General features: G+C 45.8%; 15 protein-coding genes. 4 read left to right on the top strand and 11 right to left on the bottom strand.

Going from position 1 to position 18672, the window contains the following annotated elements; genetic code table 11:
- Positions 1 to 114: 114 nt before the first annotated feature.
- Together exaC and AWH66_RS23445 are read left to right on the top strand one after the other, a co-directional pair.
- Positions 115 to 1635 (top strand): acetaldehyde dehydrogenase ExaC, encoded by a 1521-nt coding sequence (exaC, locus tag AWH66_RS23450; protein ID WP_063603220.1) that lies wholly within the window; start codon positions 115 to 117, stop codon positions 1633 to 1635.
- Between the two features lie 148 nt (positions 1636 to 1783).
- Positions 1784 to 2560 (top strand): AAC(3) family N-acetyltransferase, encoded by a 777-nt coding sequence (locus AWH66_RS23445; RefSeq protein WP_063603221.1) that lies wholly within the window; start codon positions 1784 to 1786, stop codon positions 2558 to 2560.
- 37 nt (positions 2561 to 2597) lie between these two features.
- On the opposite strand, the gene AWH66_RS23440 is transcribed toward AWH66_RS23445, so the two are convergent.
- From AWH66_RS23440 to codB, 4 genes are all read right to left on the bottom strand, one after another.
- Positions 2598 to 3035 (bottom strand): hypothetical protein, encoded by a 438-nt coding sequence (locus tag AWH66_RS23440; RefSeq protein ID WP_063603222.1) that lies wholly within the window; start codon positions 3033 to 3035, stop codon positions 2598 to 2600.
- 295 nt (positions 3036 to 3330) lie between these two features.
- On the bottom strand, positions 3331 to 3540 hold the full coding sequence (locus AWH66_RS23435; protein ID WP_006069145.1) for a cold-shock protein: 210 nt from the start codon (positions 3538 to 3540) through the stop codon (positions 3331 to 3333).
- A gap of 282 nt (positions 3541 to 3822) precedes the next feature.
- Positions 3823 to 5100 carry a cytosine deaminase gene (locus AWH66_RS23430; RefSeq protein WP_063603223.1) on the bottom strand — a complete coding sequence of 426 codons (1278 nt, stop codon included), beginning with the start codon at positions 5098 to 5100 and terminating at the stop codon, positions 3823 to 3825.
- A 19-nt stretch (positions 5101 to 5119) separates the two neighbouring features.
- Positions 5120 to 6364 (bottom strand): cytosine permease, encoded by a 1245-nt coding sequence (gene codB, locus AWH66_RS23425; RefSeq protein WP_063603224.1) that lies wholly within the window; start codon positions 6362 to 6364, stop codon positions 5120 to 5122.
- A gap of 424 nt (positions 6365 to 6788) precedes the next feature.
- Between codB and AWH66_RS23420 the strand changes: the two genes are divergently transcribed.
- Entirely contained in the window at positions 6789 to 7529 is a 741-nt protein-coding gene (locus AWH66_RS23420) for an RNA methyltransferase (protein WP_063603225.1), read from the top strand.
- A gap of 80 nt (positions 7530 to 7609) precedes the next feature.
- Here the strand turns inward: AWH66_RS23420 and fdxA are convergent, their stop codons facing one another.
- Entirely contained in the window at positions 7610 to 7933 is a 324-nt protein-coding gene (gene fdxA / locus AWH66_RS23415) for a ferredoxin FdxA (RefSeq protein ID WP_006069141.1), read from the bottom strand.
- 221 nt (positions 7934 to 8154) lie between these two features.
- Here fdxA and AWH66_RS23410 point away from each other — a divergent pair, with 221 nt between their 5' ends.
- Positions 8155 to 9768 (top strand): NAD(P)/FAD-dependent oxidoreductase, encoded by a 1614-nt coding sequence (locus AWH66_RS23410; RefSeq protein WP_063603226.1) that lies wholly within the window; start codon positions 8155 to 8157, stop codon positions 9766 to 9768.
- Positions 9769 to 9893: 125 nt separating this feature from the next.
- Here AWH66_RS23410 and gbpA read toward each other — a convergent pair whose 3' ends face one another.
- The 6 genes from gbpA to hutI form a co-directional block, all read right to left on the bottom strand.
- A complete protein-coding gene (gbpA, locus tag AWH66_RS23405) occupies positions 9894 to 11345 on the bottom strand; it encodes an N-acetylglucosamine-binding protein GbpA (RefSeq protein ID WP_063603227.1) in 1452 nt (483 codons plus the stop codon).
- A 328-nt stretch (positions 11346 to 11673) separates the two neighbouring features.
- Complete coding sequence (gene trpB, locus AWH66_RS23400) at positions 11674 to 12873, bottom strand: tryptophan synthase subunit beta (protein ID WP_459542009.1); 1200 nt, start codon at positions 12871 to 12873, stop codon at positions 11674 to 11676.
- A gap of 207 nt (positions 12874 to 13080) precedes the next feature.
- Positions 13081 to 14613 carry a histidine ammonia-lyase gene (gene hutH, locus AWH66_RS23395; protein ID WP_063603229.1) on the bottom strand — a complete coding sequence of 511 codons (1533 nt, stop codon included), beginning with the start codon at positions 14611 to 14613 and terminating at the stop codon, positions 13081 to 13083.
- A gap of 10 nt (positions 14614 to 14623) precedes the next feature.
- The gene (gene hutU / locus AWH66_RS23390) at positions 14624 to 16315 is read right to left on the bottom strand and encodes a urocanate hydratase (protein WP_063603230.1); all 1692 of its coding nucleotides are present in this window, start codon (positions 16313 to 16315) and stop codon (positions 14624 to 14626) included.
- Between the two features lie 94 nt (positions 16316 to 16409).
- A complete protein-coding gene (gene hutG, locus AWH66_RS23385; RefSeq protein WP_063603231.1) occupies positions 16410 to 17405 on the bottom strand; it encodes a formimidoylglutamase in 996 nt (331 codons plus the stop codon).
- Positions 17395 to 18627 (bottom strand): imidazolonepropionase, encoded by a 1233-nt coding sequence (gene hutI / locus AWH66_RS23380; protein ID WP_063603232.1) that lies wholly within the window; start codon positions 18625 to 18627, stop codon positions 17395 to 17397. The genes hutG and hutI overlap by 11 nt, the downstream gene beginning before the upstream one ends.
- Positions 18628 to 18672 lie beyond the last annotated feature (45 nt).

Raw genomic sequence — 18672 nt, 5'->3', positions numbered from 1 at the left:
TGTTCTACCTTGGTGTAAATTTTGCCCTTGTCACAATGTCTACTGACAAGATTTGCTTGTGCCTTCTGTAATAGGCACTTCCAACCGTTTGATAAAACAACAAAAGGAATAGACATGATTTACGCTCAACCAGGAACGGAAAACGCAGTCGTTAGCTATAAGTCTCGTTACGAAAACTTTATCGGGGGGGAATGGGTTGCTCCTGTGAAGGGACAATATTTCCAGAATACGTCTCCAGTTAATGGGAAAGCATTCTGTGAGGTACCTAGATCTGATGAGGCTGATATTAACCTAGCCCTCGATGCCGCCCATGCAGCGCGGGACGCTTGGGGTAAAACCAGTGTTACTGAGCGCTCAAATATCCTGCTCAAAATCGCAGATACAATAGAGCAGCATCTTGAAGAACTTGCTGTCGCAGAGACGTGGGAGAATGGCAAACCGGTGCGTGAAACATTAGCGGCTGACCTTCCTTTAGCCGTGGATCACTTCCGTTATTTTGCTGGTTGTATTCGTGCGCAGGAAGGGTCAGCAGCGGATATTGATGCGAATACTGCAAGCTACCATTTCCCAGAACCTGTTGGCGTCGTTGGTCAGATCATTCCGTGGAACTTTCCAATGCTGATGGCAGCATGGAAACTGGCACCAGCATTAGCAGCAGGGTGTTGCGTGGTACTTAAGCCTGCGGAGCAAACGCCAGCATCTATCTTAATGCTTATGGAAAAAATAGGTCACTTAATTCCTGCTGGCGTAGTCAACATCGTCAACGGTTATGGTGCAGAGGCTGGTCAAGCGTTAGCAACCAGCGAGCGTCTTAATAAACTTGCGTTTACTGGTTCAACGGAAATTGGCCACCATATATTGAAGTGTGCAGCTGAAAGCTTGATACCTTCGACGGTTGAACTTGGAGGTAAGTCTCCAAATGTTTATTTCGAAGATATCTTTGATAAGGATGATGATTTCTTAGATAAGTGCATTGAGGGAACACTATTAGCTTTCTTTAACCAAGGTGAAGTGTGTACTTGCCCATCTCGAGTGTTGGTTCAAGAGTCAATTTACGACAAGTTTATTGCCAAGCTTGAGGAGCGTTCAGCCACCATAAAACAAGGAAACCCTCTTGATGTGACGACGCAAGTCGGTGCTCAAGCGTCACAAGAGCAGTTTGATAAGATCATGAGCTATCTTGAAATAGGACGTCAAGAAGGCGCAAAAGTGATCATTGGCGGCGACATGAACAAGCAAGAAGGTGACTTACAAGATGGCTATTACATACAGCCAACCATGCTTGCAGGTCACAACAAAATGCGTGTATTCCAAGAAGAGATTTTTGGCCCTGTCATCGCGATCACCACATTTAAAGACGAAGCTGACGCATTGCGAATTGCTAACGATACTGAGTATGGTCTAGGGGCAGGGGTTTGGACTCGTAATGGCAACTTAGCGTATCGGATGGGACGTGAGATTCAAGCAGGACGAGTGTGGGTTAACTGCTATCATGCATATCCAGCACACGCTGCATTTGGTGGTTACAAGAAGTCGGGTATTGGACGAGAAACTCATAAACTGGCTCTCGACCATTATCAAAACACTAAGAACTTGTTGGTGAGTTATTCGACTAGTCCGCTAGGGTTCTTCTAAGACCTCTAGTTGGTCGTTAAGCCGGAGCTTTTTGCTCCGGCTTTTTTCGTCATATCTCTGTAAATTTGCCAGAATACACGTCTGGTTAACGGTTATTTACTGCGGTTTTTGTCAGTATCTTTCGACACAACGAAAAACCAACGAAAAAATGATCAAGAAACAGAGATTAATTAGCGATTTCCAAGATATCGGCATCAACCCAAATGGAACGTTGCTCGTACACTCCTCCATGAAAGCCATTGGCGACGTTGCGGGTGGTGCTGACACAGTACTGGATGCCTTGAGTGAGTTTATGTCTGAAGGGTTGCTATTGCTACCCACACACAGCTGGGACAAGCACAATCTTGCAAATGGTATTTACAACCCTAAAACAGAACCCTCTTGCGTCGGTATCCTTGGTGAGATGTTTAGGCAAAGAGAGGGCGTGCTTCGTTCGCTTCATCCTACGCACTCTATGGCCGCTTTGGGAAAAAATGCTGAGCAGTTTATTGCAGGTGAAGAAACATTGACGTCTCCATGCCCTCGACATGGCGCGTGGGGAAAACTCTATGACGTTGATGCGCAGATTCTCTTTCTAGGGTGTCCTCTAACTCGTAACACATATATACATGGTGTGGAGGAGTGGAATGCGATTCCTAACCGTATTGACTCAGAGTCAGAAGCTATCACTATCATTAAGGATGATGAAGCTATTGAGACGATTCTACATCGCCATAAAAGCCCATTTGGCAGCATTCATGAAAACTATGGCAAGCTTGAGCGCCCATTTGTTAAACAGGGTATCGGCCATTGGGGAACTATTGGAGAGGCAAGGTCGTTTTTAGCCAGTGCGAAAGGAATGGCAGATATAGCGCAAGCGTTCTTAAAGCGAAACCAAGATGTCTTTTTGTACGATGACCCCATCCCAGAGTCGTGGTATGAATAAAGTAAGAAGAGCCTAAATCTAGGCTCTTATATATTGCTTATCCGTGACTTTCACCGACGATAACGACTTCCCCTGTGTCCTCATCGAGATACGCACCTATCGGTTGAATATCCACAATGTCGAACTCATAACAGGTTCTAGAATCCCAAACGCCAGAGCGGTTTAGTCCGTCGCCAGCGATCTTTCCCGGCTTATTTTTACTTAGCCATTCATTGGCCACTTCTTGTAACTCCTCAGAATCGGAGGCACTGAAGATACCGCTTTGGTTATAACAAACCAGCATCTTGTTCCTGCTTTTATTATGAGGCACAGGAATACTGTATTGGCTACCATTATCAGAATTATAAATCGCGCTATTTCTTAAGATTAGGTCGTAGTCCGCTTGCAGTTGTCCTGCTTTTACCGCGTTGTAGACGGAACAGCCTGACAATAGTGAAGCGCCAATGACAAGCATTGTTAATTTCAGTTTTTTCATATGTCTTTACGATTCCAAAATTGTCAAAAATACAGTTAGAAAATACCAACTGACGAAATCGCATCCCTGCGTGGAAATCCATAAGATTGGATGACTGACTCTCCTGATTTAGAGCCTCGGAGAGACAGCCTATGTCACGGTGAGTGACAGGAGATATCGTAAAGATGATGAGTTTAGTAGCCTAATGTAGCAGTGTTAGAAAAGCGTTGGAAAAGAGAGGTAGGTAGCTGTGTTGACAGATACAAAAAAGGCTTCGATTACTCGAAGCCTTTTAGAAATTCTTTAACTGTCGTTATTATTGAGGAATAACGTTAACAGCTTGAGGACCTTTTTGGCCTTGCTCAACACCAAAAGAAACCGCTTGGCCTTCTTTTAGAGTTTTGAAACCTTCGCCAGAGATAGCGCGGAAGTGAACGAATACGTCTGGACCGTTCTCTTGAGCGATGAAGCCGTAGCCTTTCTCTTCGTTAAACCATTTTACAGTGCCAGTATTTGTGTTAGACATGTTATGTCCCTTACTTTTAAGATTAAAAATTTTTGCCTTGCGGCGGTCTCGCTTTGTGTTTCCGTTTATTTAATCAAGCCGTAAATGGGAAAAACGAATGACAAATACCCGCTAGGGAGATTATCTGACAATACTTCTCGTACTCTTTTACTCTTACTTTAAATAACTCTGAACACCAGAGCGCAAGCAGTGTAACACACCTAGCAAAGGATTAAATGAATTTCTTATGAATTAGTTACAAAAAGAGCAAGCCATTCGTGACTTGCTCTTTTGAGATGGTGATTAGCGTTTAAACGTAACGTTTTCAGAGGACTCGAGGTGGATTTGAGTCTCAGCTGGCTTCGTTTGAGCAATGACAGTACCGTTACGAATAGAGTAGCTGACAGGGACTTGGCGTCGAACGGCATCAAAGCCATTTTCCGCTGGCAGCAATAGTAAGCTACCTGCTTTGCCTACTTCCAAACCGTGCTTGTTTTGGATATTCAGCGCTTTAGCTGAGTTAGTACTGATCAAGTCAAGTGATTGATTGATTTGATCGTAGCCCATTACCTGACATACATGTAACCCCATGTGCAAGACTTGGAGCATGTTGGCAGTTCCCAATGGGTACCAAGGATCAAAAACATCATCATGACCAAAACAGACGTTGATGTTTGCAGCCAACATTTCTTTTACTCGTGTTACACCGCGACGCTTAGGATAATCGTCGAAACGACCTTGTAAGTGAATGTTAACCAGTGGGTTTGCGACAAAGCTAATGCCTGACATCTTCAGCAGACGGAACAAGCGAGATGCGTACGCACCGTTATAAGAACCCATTGCGGTGGTGTGGCTAGCTGTCACTCTATCGCCCATTTCGTATTTATGAGCGAGTGCTGCGAGTGTCTCAACAAAGCGAGATTGCTCGTCATCAATTTCATCACAGTGAACATCAATCAAGCAGTCATATTTACGCGCCAATTCAAAGACGTAATGAAGTGATTCCACACCGTACTCGCGAGTAAATTCGAAATGTGGAATTGCGCCGATAACATCCGCACCAAGCTGTACGGCTTCTTCAAGGAGCTCTTTGCCATTCGGGTAAGACAAAATACCTTCCTGCGGAAAAGCAACGATCTGGATATCAACCCATTGCTTCATTTCTTCACGAACTTCCACCATCGCTTTAAGCGCGGTGAGTGTTGGGTCAGATACATCAACGTGAGTACGAACGTGCTGAATACCGTTGGCAATCTGCCACTTTAAAGTTTGTTTAGCACGCTGTTTAACGTCTTCAATAGACAAAAGCGCCTTGCGCTCTGCCCAACGTTCAATCCCCTCAAACAACGTACCAGAGATGTTCCAACTAGGCTCACCAGCAGTTTGAGTCGTGTCTAAGTGAATGTGAGGTTCGCAAAATGGCGCTGTCGCCATGTGACCCGTCGCGTCAATGTGTTTGTCTGCAGTTAGCGTTTTTGAGCCAGCAGCTTCAATCGCCTTGAATACGCCGTCTTCTATCAAAAGGTCATACAGACCTTCTTTCATATTGATTGAAGCATTTTGAATGAGCAAAGATGACATAACACCAAATTCCTAATTATTAAGCGTCTGCTTGTTTAAGTTGCGCCGCTTTTTTGTTGATAAGTCGGTCCAATACAACATAGCTGATGGCACCACCAAGTACAGCATTAACTGGTACTACACCTGGCAGAAAATTACCTGCAGCTACGCCGAGACCTACTGCAATGATACCTGCCCAGTTTACAGTTTGGAATTTTGTAGTTTCAAAATTTGCGTAACGTTTTCTGTTTGTAATGAAATCCGCGATGATCACGCCGCCGATTGGTGGGATAGCAAGCGATAGGAAGGTCAACCAACCAACGAAATTGTTATAGAGCCAAAGCGCACATAATGTACCCACCAGACCATTCGCCATAGAAAGATACTTACTTGGCAATCCTGTCACGTTCGAGAAACCAAGACCTGATGCGTAGAGCGCGTTGTCATTGGTTGTCCAAATGTTTAGACCTAGTACGATGATGGCTGGAAGCAATAGACCTTGAGCAATCATCACTTCAGAGATATCGGATTGTCCCGTAACCGATGCTCCTGCGGCACCAAAGATGAACATCAGTGAGTTACCGATAAAGAACGCCACCATAGTAATGAATACTGCGCCTTTTGGATTTCGACCGAAACGAACAAAGTCCGCCGTTAGTGTACCAGCGCTTACGAATGAGCCAACGACCATTGCTAGTGCAATTGAGAAATCAAGAGGTTCTGCAGGTTGAATCTTTTGAAGTTCACCAATGCCGCCCACGCTGTCGACCGCCGTCAAAACAGAATAACCACCAAGGAGGGCAATAGCAGGAACGGCGATGGCAGACAGTACCATCAAGGCAGAAATACCGAAGTAGACCGTTGCCGTCATCAACAAGCCGCTAACAATGATTAGCGTATTGGTATCGATACCTGTTGCTTTCTGTACGGGGATGGCAAACATAGCCACACCGACTCCAAACCAACCTACTTGAGTGCCGCCAAGAAGAACAGAAGGAAGCCAAGAGCCTTTAGAGCCAAAAGAGAAACGAGCTAGGAGGTGAGTGGAGAGGCCAGTGGAAGAGCCGATGTAACCAAGAAAAGAAGTGTAAATACCGAGGATGAGGTTACCAATGAGAACAGCGAGGAAGAAATCATTAAAGGAGAGACCAGTACCGAGTGAACCACCTGTCCACATACTTGCGGAGAAGAAAGTCAGTCCTAACATCACCATGGTTAATGAAGCGACTCCCTTTCTAGCCGATTGTGGAACCGGACCTAGACTGTAGTTGTTATCCGCAGACATCTCTTACCTCACAATTATCTAAATTTAAATACACCATTTACCAGATTTCAGGCAAACGGCGCGTATTATGGTGATGTAAATGTGAGAGTCAAGAGGCGAATTGTCGTATTTTTACAGCTAGCCGAGTGATATTGATATTTAGCATAATAAAATCATTGAGTTAGGTGTTTTATTGTGACGGTGATTATTTTGTGGTTATTTTGTATTGGCAGGTAGCAACCGTTTGCTGAGGCTCTTTAGTGTGCGTTTTTATAAACTTTGTTATCAAATTGGTTCATAACGTCGATAAGTGCAACTTTATGGCTATTGCCCAATATTCTCTGAAACGCCAAGGTTTTAGAAATGACGCTAGGCAGCGTTTTGCTACTCGCATCAGATTCTCAATTAAGTATATAATGCCCGCGCTTTCATCTGGGGTATGACTATGATTTCCAAAAACCAATTAAAACTTCTTCGTGCATTAAGTCAAAAGAAACAGCGTAAAGCACATGGCTTATTTCTCGTAGAAGGTGAGAAGAACGTGTTAGAGCTATTGGAGACATCCATGGTGATAAAACATGTCTTTGCCACCAGTGAATTTTTAGCAAGCAATCGAGAAGCGCTGCAATGTGTTGAATGTATCGAAGCATCACTTGAGGAACTGACTAAAGCCAGTTCTCTTGTGAGTAACAATGCGGCAGTGGCCGTTGTAGCGATCCCTCAAACGGAAATACCAGCGGCTAAAGGGATGATGATCGCCCTAGATGGGGTCTCTGATCCGGGTAATTTGGGTACCATTATTCGAATCGCCGATTGGTATGGCATCAAACATATCGTGGCCAGTACCGATTGTGCGGATCCGTATAATCCAAAGACCATCCGAGCTACGATGGGCAGCTTTGGGCGTGTTCAAGTAACGCTTTTGGATCTTCCTAGCTACCTAGAGCAAGCGTCACTACCGGTATATGGAGCGTTCTTAGAAGGCGAAAATGTGCATAAGATGACCTTTTCTTCAGAGGGAATCTTGCTAATGGGTAGTGAGTCTCACGGTGTCCGCCCTGACGCTGAACAGTATGTGACAGATAAAATTACCATTCCAGCATTTGGTGGTGCCGAATCACTGAATGTAGCCATGGCAACGGGGATTATTCTCGATAACTTCCGCCGCCAACATAGTGAAGTTTAACGGCTTTTCCAGAACACGATTAGAACTAAAAAGGGCGCAATACCTTATTGATATTGCGCCCTTTTTTGGTGTTCATAGTGCTATTTTTCAAGCATGCCTAACTTGTTTGGCACGCCATTCCATTTCTCTGCTTCATCCATAGCAGGTTTGACTTCGGTGATATTGGGCCAGACTTCTGCCAATTCAGCGTTCAACTCAATAAATACTTGCTGGTCTTCCGTAAGCTCGTCTTCTTGGAAAATTGCTTGAGCGTCACACTCAGGTACACAAAGTCCACAGTCAATGCAGTCGATAGGGCTAATGACCATAAAGTTTGGGCCTTCGTAGAATGCGTCAGCAGGGCACACCGCGACACAATCGGTATATTTGCATTGGATACAGTTATCAGTGACGACAAAAGCCATGGTTATCAACTCTTAATTTGCCAAATTTGTGGAGGGGCGATAATACTCATTCGCCAACAAAATTCAATATTAGAAGCAGGTTATTCGTGTATCTAACTCCTGCCTAAAGTGAATTAAGTATGACAGACAAAACAAGTTAACGTAAAATGCGCGCCATTGTGAGCTTATCGGTCCCCAAGTTGACCGATTAGGCTAAGACACCGACTAGGCGAGACCCCTCCATGATACGTTTAACTGAAATTAAACTTCCTCTTGACCACGAAGAAGGCGCAATTTCTGCTGCCATTCTTAAAAAACTCGGCATTTCTGCTGAGCAGATGATGTCATTCAATGTGTTCAAGCGTGGCTATGATGCGCGTAAGAAGAGCAAGATTCTTCTTATCTACACTCTAGATGTAGAAGTGCAGAATGAAGCATTACTGCTTGAAAAATTTACCGATGATCCACACGTCAAAGTCACTCCGGATATGGAGTACAAATTCGTTGCTAAAGCTCCAGCTGATAACACTGAGCGTCCTGTCGTTATTGGATTTGGCCCTTGCGGTCTATTTGCTGGCCTTGTGTTGGCACAAATGGGCTTTAATCCGATCATCGTTGAACGTGGTAAGGAAGTTCGTGAACGTACCAAGGATACTTTTGGTTTTTGGCGTAAGCGTACACTGAACCCAGAGTCGAATGTACAGTTTGGTGAAGGTGGTGCGGGGACGTTCTCAGATGGCAAACTCTATAGCCAAGTCAAAGATCCAAAGCACTATGGTCGTAAAGTCATCGAAGAGTTTGTAGCTGCTGGTGCACCAGAAGAAATTCTTTACGTGAGTAAGCCACATATTGGTACGTTTAAACTTGTGACCATGATTGAGAAAATGCGTGCGAAAATCATCGAACTAGGTGGTGAAATTCGTTTTAGTACTCGCGTTGATGATATTCACATGGAAGACGGGCAAATCACTGGCTTGACACTGTCAAATGGCGAAGAAATCAAATCACGCCACGTGGTACTAGCGGTAGGTCACAGTGCTCGTGATACGTTTGAAATGCTGCATGAACGTGGCGTTTATATGGAAGCGAAACCTTTCTCTGTGGGTTTCCGTGTTGAACACAGACAATCAGTGATTGATGAAGCACGTTTTGGTTCTAATGCCGGTAACCCAATCCTTGGCGCGGCTGATTATAAACTGGTGCATCACTGCAAAAATGGTCGCACAGTATATAGCTTCTGTATGTGTCCAGGAGGAACCGTTGTTGCGGCGACTTCTGAAGAAGGCCGCGTAGTGACTAACGGTATGAGCCAATACTCTCGTGCTGAGCGCAATGCTAACAGTGCCATCGTAGTAGGTATTTCACCTGATCAAGACTACCCAGGTGATCCATTAGCAGGTATTCGGTTCCAACGTGAACTAGAGAGTAATGCTTACCTGTTAGGTGGTGAAAATTACGATGCACCAGCTCAGAAAATTGGTGACTTCTTAAAAGGCAATGACCCAAGTGCTTTAGGTGAGGTAGAGCCGTCATTCACACCGGGTATCAAGCTAACCGATCTCTCTAAAGCATTGCCTGACTTTGCTATTGAAGCAATCAGAGAAGCGATTCCTGCGTTTGATAAAAAGATCAAGGGTTTCGCTGGTGCAGATGGTTTGTTAACCGGTGTTGAAACTCGTACTTCGTCGCCTGTTTGCATCAAACGTGGTAAAGACTATCAAAGTGTTAACCTTAAAGGCTTCTTCCCCGCAGGTGAAGGTGCAGGTTACGCTGGTGGTATTCTGTCGGCAGGTATTGATGGTATCAAAGTGGCAGAAGCGCTTGCTCTGTCTATGGTTGGCGAACAGCAAAACTAAACGCTGGACCAATGAATTATAAAGCCCATTAACTAGAGGTTAATGGGCTTTTTTATTGGCCACTTAAAAGAGTGAAAACAAGAAAGGCAACACCCATAGGGGAAGGTGCTACCTTAGAGGTTAGATTAATTCAGTTTGTTCCAAGCCGATGTCCAGTGGCTACCGACGTCAGGTTCAAACTGGGTTGCTGTTGGTGACCATTGAACACAGTAACCGGAGTTCGGGAATGGTTTGCACTGATAAATGTGACCATCCTTAGCGAGGACTTTAGTGCCTTCTGTGTACTGTGACAGACCATCAGGAAAGACGAAGTCATAGTCGCCAGGGACGGTTTGTTCTACCAGCATAAAGTCCTGCGTCGTTTGGTCGACAAGATTGCCTTTATCGTCTCTTACGCGTGTCACTAACATATGGTGGCCAGCTTCAGATTTAGACAGCATGAGGGTTACATTCTGGTTTTCACCATCCGCTAAGCTAAGTTCCTGACTCGCTAAAGATTCTTGTGCGTGGTTGTAAACATTCATGCTTACGTCTACTTTTCCTGTAGCCGCGACGTTCAGTGCCAGTTCAACTGGTGTTTCACCGATTTGATACTCTGGCTCCAGTCCCGTTACGTCTGCACCGATGGAAGGTGGAGGTGTCACTATATCATAGCCAATTTCAACGCGATCTAAGCCGCTATTATCTGCCACATACACAGTGTTGCTACCATAAACTGGTGAGATATTGCCGTTACTATCTTGCTGTCCAGCTTTGATATCAGTGTGTTCATGATTGATTTGTGTCGCGAGAGCGTGAGACCACTGATTTGCCTGTCCTTGTTGCTCTGAAGTAATGGTAATACTGGTAGAAAGGTTTGGTAGCTCACCGTTAGAATCAAAGACGCGAGTGAAAACGGAGTCGCCAACCTTCAAATCCATCGTTGGATTGATTGTACCTGCTTGAGACCAGCCAGGGATGCCAGGATCATCACCATTAAACTGTACGTCAATAACATTATAGAAAGCAGCGGCAGTATCACCCACATCCCACACCGCTAGTACGATTTGATAGCCTTCCCGTTCAGGGACATTACACTGGTGGCTCATTAATTTTGGTGGCTTCTGCATATTGCCTTCTACCACACAAAATGGATTCAGATCGAATGAATCTCTCGCCAAGGCTTGGTTCGGATTCCAGTTCGGCTTGGTAATGTAATACTTCCAATCTTTAGTGACGTGATTGGCTGTAAATGTCCACTCAAAAGTCTGCATACCTGATTGAATAGGGCGCTTTACCCAACGGTCAGACGTCTGCTCGTTGAGAGGAGAAAACTGCGTTAGGCCTGCACTTGCGATTTGGCCGTCAGGAGGACCCGCTTGAGGAAAGCCCTCAGGGCCTTCAACGCTTTGGGGCTCCCACTGAACGGAGCCACAATTTACGTTCTTTTCTCCAGTGTCAGCTGGATACTTACATAACGTTGCACGAGCTTCTGCAACTCCGCTTTCAACCGCTGAAACGTATCCGTGGCTGTATGCTAACGGGCTAGCAACTAAACCAAGTGCCGCCATTGAAAGCAAGACTCTTGTCTGTTTCATACCAATACCTTCTCTTAATCAGTTTCTAATGCGTATTAACACGCAAGTGGAAGTCTTTATTCTTATGGTCACTCGCATCCGACAAGTGATGGAAAGTAATTTAGATTGGAAAAATAAGTGTGGCGAATGGTTTGCCTTATTTATGGAATCAAACTCAATAAATCGGCGAGGTTGGCATTAAAATGACATATTCTAGATGATTATTCTAAAATAGTGGTCTAAAGTTGGTTTTAATGTTGATTTTATCAATGGGTGAGAATGTTAATTCTGCCTGATAAGAGACTTAATCAGGCAGAACTCTTTAAGGTATGTTGTGGTCTTTTACGGTCTACAGCAGCGATTCAATACCGAAGTCTTGCCCATAATGCTCAACAACAAAATCGATATCTTTGTCGCCTCTACCAGATAAGTTGAGAAGAATAGACCCCTTTTCTCCCTCTTTTGCCAATTTCAGCGCGTAGGCAACGGCGTGAGCCGATTCAATCGCAGGAATAATGCCTTCCAAACGAGATAGCTCGAAAAACGCATCAATGGCTTCTTTATCATTAATATGGCCGTAATTCACTCGGCCAGTATCTTTGAGATAGGCGTGTTGAGGCCCTACCGATGGATAGTCGAGACCACTTGCCACTGAGTATACTTCTTGAGGCTCGCCTTCTCCGTCTTTTAGCATGTACGATTTGAACCCGTGCATAACGCCAGGTTCACCAAGTGTTAGCGTCGCAGCATGTTCACCTTCGGTATGCAAATCACGCCCTGATGGCTCGACTCCATGGATTTGAACATCTTCATCATCCAAGAATGCGCTAAACAGCCCCATTGCATTGGAACCGCCACCAACGCAAGCTACGAGGTTATTTGGCAGTTCTCCTGTCATTTCTTGGAACTGAACGCGGGCTTCGTTGCCGATAATCGATTGGAAGTCTCGCACCATTGCAGGGAATGGGTGAGGACCGACAACCGAGCCAATGGCGTATAACTGAGTGTGCGGGTCTGTTAAGTAGGCTTCAAATGCAGCATCTACCGCTTCCTTCAACGTTTTTCTACCGTGAGTGGCAGGAATCACATTAGCACCTAGAATTCGCATTCTCACCACATTTGGGTGCTCTTTTGCGATATCAACTTCGCCCATATAGATATCACACTCTAGGCCCACTAAAGCTGCCGCTGTGGCAAGGGCAACACCGTGCTGCCCAGCTCCAGTCTCCGCGATGAGCTTTTTCTTACCAAGCTTTTTAGCAAGTAGTGCTTCGCCCAAGCAGTGATTAATTTTGTGTGCGCCAGTGTGGTTTAAATCTTCCCGTTTGAGATAAATAGGTGCACCGTATTTTTCAGAAAGATTTTGAGCGTGGAAGATTGGACTAGGGCGGCCTACAAAATGTTTATATAGGCGTGCAAGCTCGGCTCTGAATTCTGGATCTTGGCGGCATGAGTCGTAAGCTGCGCTGATTTCATTCATGATTTCTTGTAGCTGAGGTGGGATAAAACTACCGCCGTATTCGCCAAAATAGCCCTCAGCGTTGGGCATAGGGTGGTTAAACGTATTTTCCATGTCTTTTGTGCCTCGTTGTTCTTTTATTAAGCACATTTGTTATAACGCAATTTGATGCATGTACACATAGGCTCATTTTAAACTTGTGACTGCCAACATGTCGTCCGGTTATTTAATTGGTAAATAACTGCGTCCAACAAAAAAGAGCCAGCAGTAGGCTGGCTCTTTTTTAAATCTATAAAATCAGAGGCTTGGAAGTATATTCTCAGGCATCAGTGCGTTATGAAGTGCGAGTTTGATAATCTCATTTGCCTTAGCGATATCCGGAGCGAAGTAGCGATCCTTATCATAGAACGGCACCGCCTCACGCAGTATTTGTTTACCTTGCTCCACTCGTGGTGAGGACTTCAGTGGTGCTCTGAAGTCCAACCCTTGAGCTGCCGCTAAGTATTCCACTGCCAAGATACCACGCGTATTTTCTGACATATCTTTTAAGCGACGGGCTGCAAAGGTTGCCATAGAAACGTGGTCTTCTTGGTTAGCCGAAGTTGGCAAGCTATCAACTGAGGCAGGGTGCGCAAGGGTTTTATTTTCACTAGCTAACGCTGCTGACGTTACTTGCGCGATCATAAAGCCAGAGTTCACACCGCCATTGTCGACAAGGAAAGGCGGTAACTTACTCAAGGCACTATCAATGAGTAACGCCATTCGGCGTTCTGAAAGACTGCCAATTTCTGCGATCGCTAGTGCTAAGCCATCTGCCGCCATAGCGACGGGTTCAGCATGGAAATTACCGCCGGAAATAATATCGCCGTCATCAGCAAACACTAATGGGTTGTCAGAGACAGAGTTCGCTTCCACTTGAAGCGATTCTGCTGCGTTACGAATCTGTTGTAGACATGCCCCCATCACCTGAGGCTGACAACGCAGTGAATACGGATCTTGTACCTTCTCACACCCCTGGTGAGAATCACCCACTTCACTATTGCCTTCCAATAGGTGGCGATAGGCTAGAGCTGCATCCATTTGTGCACGATGTCCACGTACTCGATGAATGCGCGGGTCAAATGGACGACGACTACCCAGTGCGGCTTCGACCGACATTGCGCCGCATAGTGTTGCTGATGCGAACAGGTCTTCCGCTAAGAACAGACCTTCTAAAGCAAACGCCGTCGAGGCTTGCGTGCCGTTTAGTAGTGCTAGCCCTTCTTTTGGTGCTAGCGTGATTGGTTCAAGCCCAGCAATTTGCAAAGCTTCTAGACCACTGATGATTTTCCCATTATGTCTCGCTTCGCCTTCACCAAGTAAGATTGTGCTCATGTGAGCGAGTGGGGCTAAGTCACCTGATGCGCCAACAGAACCTTTTTGAGGAACGCAGGGGTAAACTTGAGAATTAACCAGTTCAATCAACGCTTGAATTACTTTAAGTCGAATACCTGAATAGCCGCGCGCAAGACTATTGATCTTTAGCACCATCATCAGGCGAACGGTTTCGTCACTCATTAGCTCACCAATACCGGCGGCGTGTGACAACACGATACTCTTTTGCAGTATCTCGAGATCTTCTGGCTCAATGCGCGTATTGGCAAGCAATCCAAAGCCAGTATTGATGCCGTAGACCGTACGATCTTCGGCGATAACTTGCTCGACAATTCGAGTGCTTGCATCAATGTCTTCTACAGCTGAAGGATGTAAAGATAAGTTCACAGGAGAACGGCTGAGTTGGCGTAATTGCGCCAACGTTAGCTGACCAGGCTCAAGAACTAATTTTAACATGGTGTACTCCTTAAGCTCGGTTATCATCATTTTGATTCAGCATTGGCAGATCTAAGCCCTGTTCTTTGGCACATTGTTTAGCGATGTCGTACCCCGCATCGGCATGACGCATCACGCCAGTTGCAGGATCATTGTGTAGAACGCGTGCAATACGTCGCGCCGCATCATCGCTACCGTCACAGCAAATGACCATTCCACTGTGCTGTGAGAAGCCCATGCCTACACCGCCGCCGTGATGCAGGGAGACCCAAGTAGCACCACCAGAGGTGTTGAGTAAGGCGTTTAATAATGGCCAATCGGATACCGCATCTGAGCCGTCCATCATGCCTTCGGTTTCACGGTTCGGACTAGCTACTGAACCTGAATCAAGATGATCACGACCAATAACCACAGGAGCTTTTAGTTCGCCATTCTTAACCATTTCATTGAAAGCCTGACCCAAACGCTCACGATCTTTCAGGCCGACCCAGCAGATACGAGCAGGCAAACCTTGGAACTGAATACGCTCACGCGCCATATCGAGCCAGTTATGCAGATGTGGATTATCAGGAATCAGCTCTTTGACTTTTTGGTCTGTTTTATAGATATCTTCAGGATCACCAGAGAGTGCAGCCCAACGAAAAGGTCCGATACCTTCACAGAAAAGTGGACGGATATACGCAGGAACAAAACCTGGGAAATCAAACGCGTTTTCTACCCCTTCTTCCAACGCCATTTGACGAATGTTATTACCGTAGTCAGTTGCTACCGAGCCGCGTTGTTGCATTGTTAGAATGGCTTCAACTTGCACTGCCATTGAGGCTTTGGCCGCTTTCACCACGCTGGTTGGATCGCTTTCACGTTGCTGTTTGGCGTGTTCCATGGTCCAGCCTTGCGGTAAATAGCCGTTAAGAGGATCGTGTGCTGAGGTTTGATCGGTGACCACATCTGGCGTGATGTTTTTCTCTACCAATTCTGCATAGATATCAGCGGCATTTCCTAGTAGACCAACTGAGATTGGTTTGTCGCTATTCTTAATGATGGACAATGCTTCATCGAGGCTATGCGCTTTGGTATCGACATAACGAGTATTGAGGCGATAATCGATACGCGATTCGTCACACTCTACGGCTATCATTGAAAAGCCAGCCATAGTCGCCGCGAGAGGTTGAGCGCCACCCATACCGCCAAGGCCACCTGTTAGAATCCACTTGCCATTGGCATCGCCATTAAAATGTTGCTTGGCAATCGCTACAAAGGTTTCATACGTTCCTTGAACGATGCCTTGAGAACCAATGTAAATCCACGAGCCTGCCGTCATTTGGCCATACATCATCAAGCCCTGCTTATCGAGCTCGTTAAAGTGCTCCCAATTAGCCCAATGTGGCACTAAGTTGGAGTTGGCAATTAATACACGTGGTGCGTCTTTGTGTGTCGGGAAAACGCCGACGGGTTTGCCTGATTGAACTAAAAGTGTTTGGTCGTCTTCAAGACGTTTTAATACTTCGACGATTTTGTCGTAACACTCCCAATTGCGGGCCGCTCGGCCGATACCGCCGTAAACCACTAATGATTGAGGATGCTCAGCAACTTCGTCATCAAGATTGTTCATCAGCATGCGCAGTGGCGCTTCTGTCAGCCATGATTTGGCATTTAGCTCAGTACCATGTGGTGCCTTGATTTTGCGAGTTGCATCTAGACGAGCATTATTACTATCAGTCATCTTGTTTTCCTTTTGAGTGGTGGACGCCAAGTTGGTTTGTTATGCGGCGTCGCACTGCGTTTCACGTAATTGGTTGTTAATTGTTATCTATTGTCTATTTTTGCTGCTTGGACATTGCAGTCAGCATTTGCCAACAGAGCCTAGCGGCGAGTTTGGCGGTGCGATTGTCAATGTCATAAGTAGGGTTATATTCAGCGATATCCGCCATCAGCAACTTATTGTTGTGCTGCAATATCGCGTCAAAAAATGGATAGAAGTGTTCAATGGATAAACCAATAGCAGCGGGAGCACTGACTCCCGGAGCAAGCGCTGCGTTGAACACATCTAGATCGATTGTGAGATAGAGGTAGTCGACGCTGGCAATAAACTGTTCAAGTTCCTCAAGCATTGGTGTGTGGGGGTTAAGCAGCAGCTCTGTGTCTTCGATATAGCGAACATTCAAGCGCTGTGCTTTATCAAATAAGGCTTGTGTATTGGAAGTTGAACTGATGCCGATACAAAGGTATTCGAAAGCAAGTTGCTCTGATTGGCAGTGATCAGCGATTTGCGAGAATGGTGTCCCAGAGCTCGGCTTCAAGGCCACGGTTTCAGTTCGGTATTCTCGAAGATCGAAATGAGCGTCGAAATTGATGATGCCGATTCTAGGATTGGGTTCGCTTTGGCGTAGGTAGTTTGATAGCCCTAAGAAAGATGGCCAAGCGATTTCATGTCCACCGCCGAGCACAACGACAGGTCCATGCGAGAGGGCATTGGTAATGATTTCGGCCGTTGTACTTTGATTGTGTTCCAAAGATGTGTTTTGTGAGCCTGAATTGCCTAGGTCTAAAATCTTAGTTTCTGAGTGCCAAGCCAAATTGCTTAAGGCACCACGGATAGCATCAGGTGCCGTTTTAGCGCCAACTCTGCCTTTGTTTCTGGACACGCCCTCATCAGTTTCAAAACCCAGAAGTTGAGCACCACAAGTGTCTGACGTTAGCTCATGAATCTGTGTAATGACGTGATGAACTCTGAGACGCATCTCGCCATCTTCTAGGTCATCACGGCCAGACCAAGTAAAACTGTGCTGAGTATTGAGTGCGTTAAGCGACATGTTCGATACTCCCAGCGAAGATACGTTGTTTAAGCCCTTTCAATCCATACTGATAACTAAGCTCGCTCGGATGATCGATATCCCAAATGGCTAAATTGGCTTTAAATCCTTTGCGGATTTGTCCTATGGTGTCTTTCTGACCAATTGCTGCCGCAGCATGGCATGTCACTCCACGAAGCGCTTCTTCTGGGGTTAGACGGAATAAGGTACAAGCCATATTCATCATTAACTGTAGGTCTGCAAATGGAGAGGTTCCGGGATTAATGTCGCTACCGATTGCCATTGGCACGTTAAACTCACGCAGCCATTCAATGGGTGGCTGTTGTGTTTCTCTTAAGAAGTAAAATGCCCCGGGCAAAAGTGTTGCTACGGTCCCTGAAGTGGCAAGAGCTTTTACGCCCGCTTGGTCCAGATACTCGATATGGTCGACGGACTGTGCTTTGTATTGAGCGGCAAGTACACTGCCGCCAAGATTACTGAGCTGCTCGGTGTGCCCTTTGACAGCAAGACCATGCGCTTTAGCTGTGGCAAAAACACGTTCAGTTTGCTCTAGAGTAAATCCTATGGATTCACAAAAGACGTCTACGGATTCTGCCAAGTTGTGTTTTGCGACGTGAGGGATGATGTCGTTTACCACGTAGTTTATGTAGTCGTCCGCTCTATCCTGATATTCAGGGGGGACAGTATGCGCCGCGAGTAACGTCGTGGTAATACTGACGCGTCTATGGTTTTCTAACGACTTGGCGGCCACCAACATCTTCGCTTCGTCCTCTAGCGTCAATCCGTAGCCTGACTTTACTTCGATAGTTGTACAGCCACTTTTAATCAAACTGTCCAATCTTGGTAGGGCGAGTTCAATTAGCTCGTCCACAGAGGCGGCACGAGTCGATGCAACCGTACTGTTAATACCACCCCCGCGCTGAGCGATAGATTGGTACGATTCGCCGTTTAAACGTGCTTCGAATTCTTGTGCTCGACTCCCGGCAAAAACCAAGTGTGTATGGGGATCAATCAATCCGGGCGTCACAATACTGCCTGCACAATCGAGTACTGGACAATCTGACCACTCTTTTGGCGTATTGCCGTAGAGTGTGGATAGGTCTTCACCCATAGCGACGATTAACCCACTACGAATAAGTAGGTAACAAGGCTCCGTAGGAGTGTATCCAGTTGAGCCTTCTTCCATAGTAACAAGTCGGGCATTTTTAAGAATTAAGTGCATGTTTAATCCAGAGCTTTATTGTATATACAAATATTTAGTCGAATA

This window comes from Vibrio barjaei, assembly GCF_001639065.2.
Classification (GTDB): domain Bacteria; phylum Pseudomonadota; class Gammaproteobacteria; order Enterobacterales; family Vibrionaceae; genus Vibrio; species Vibrio barjaei.
This window is presented reverse-complemented; position numbering and strand designations above follow the sequence as displayed.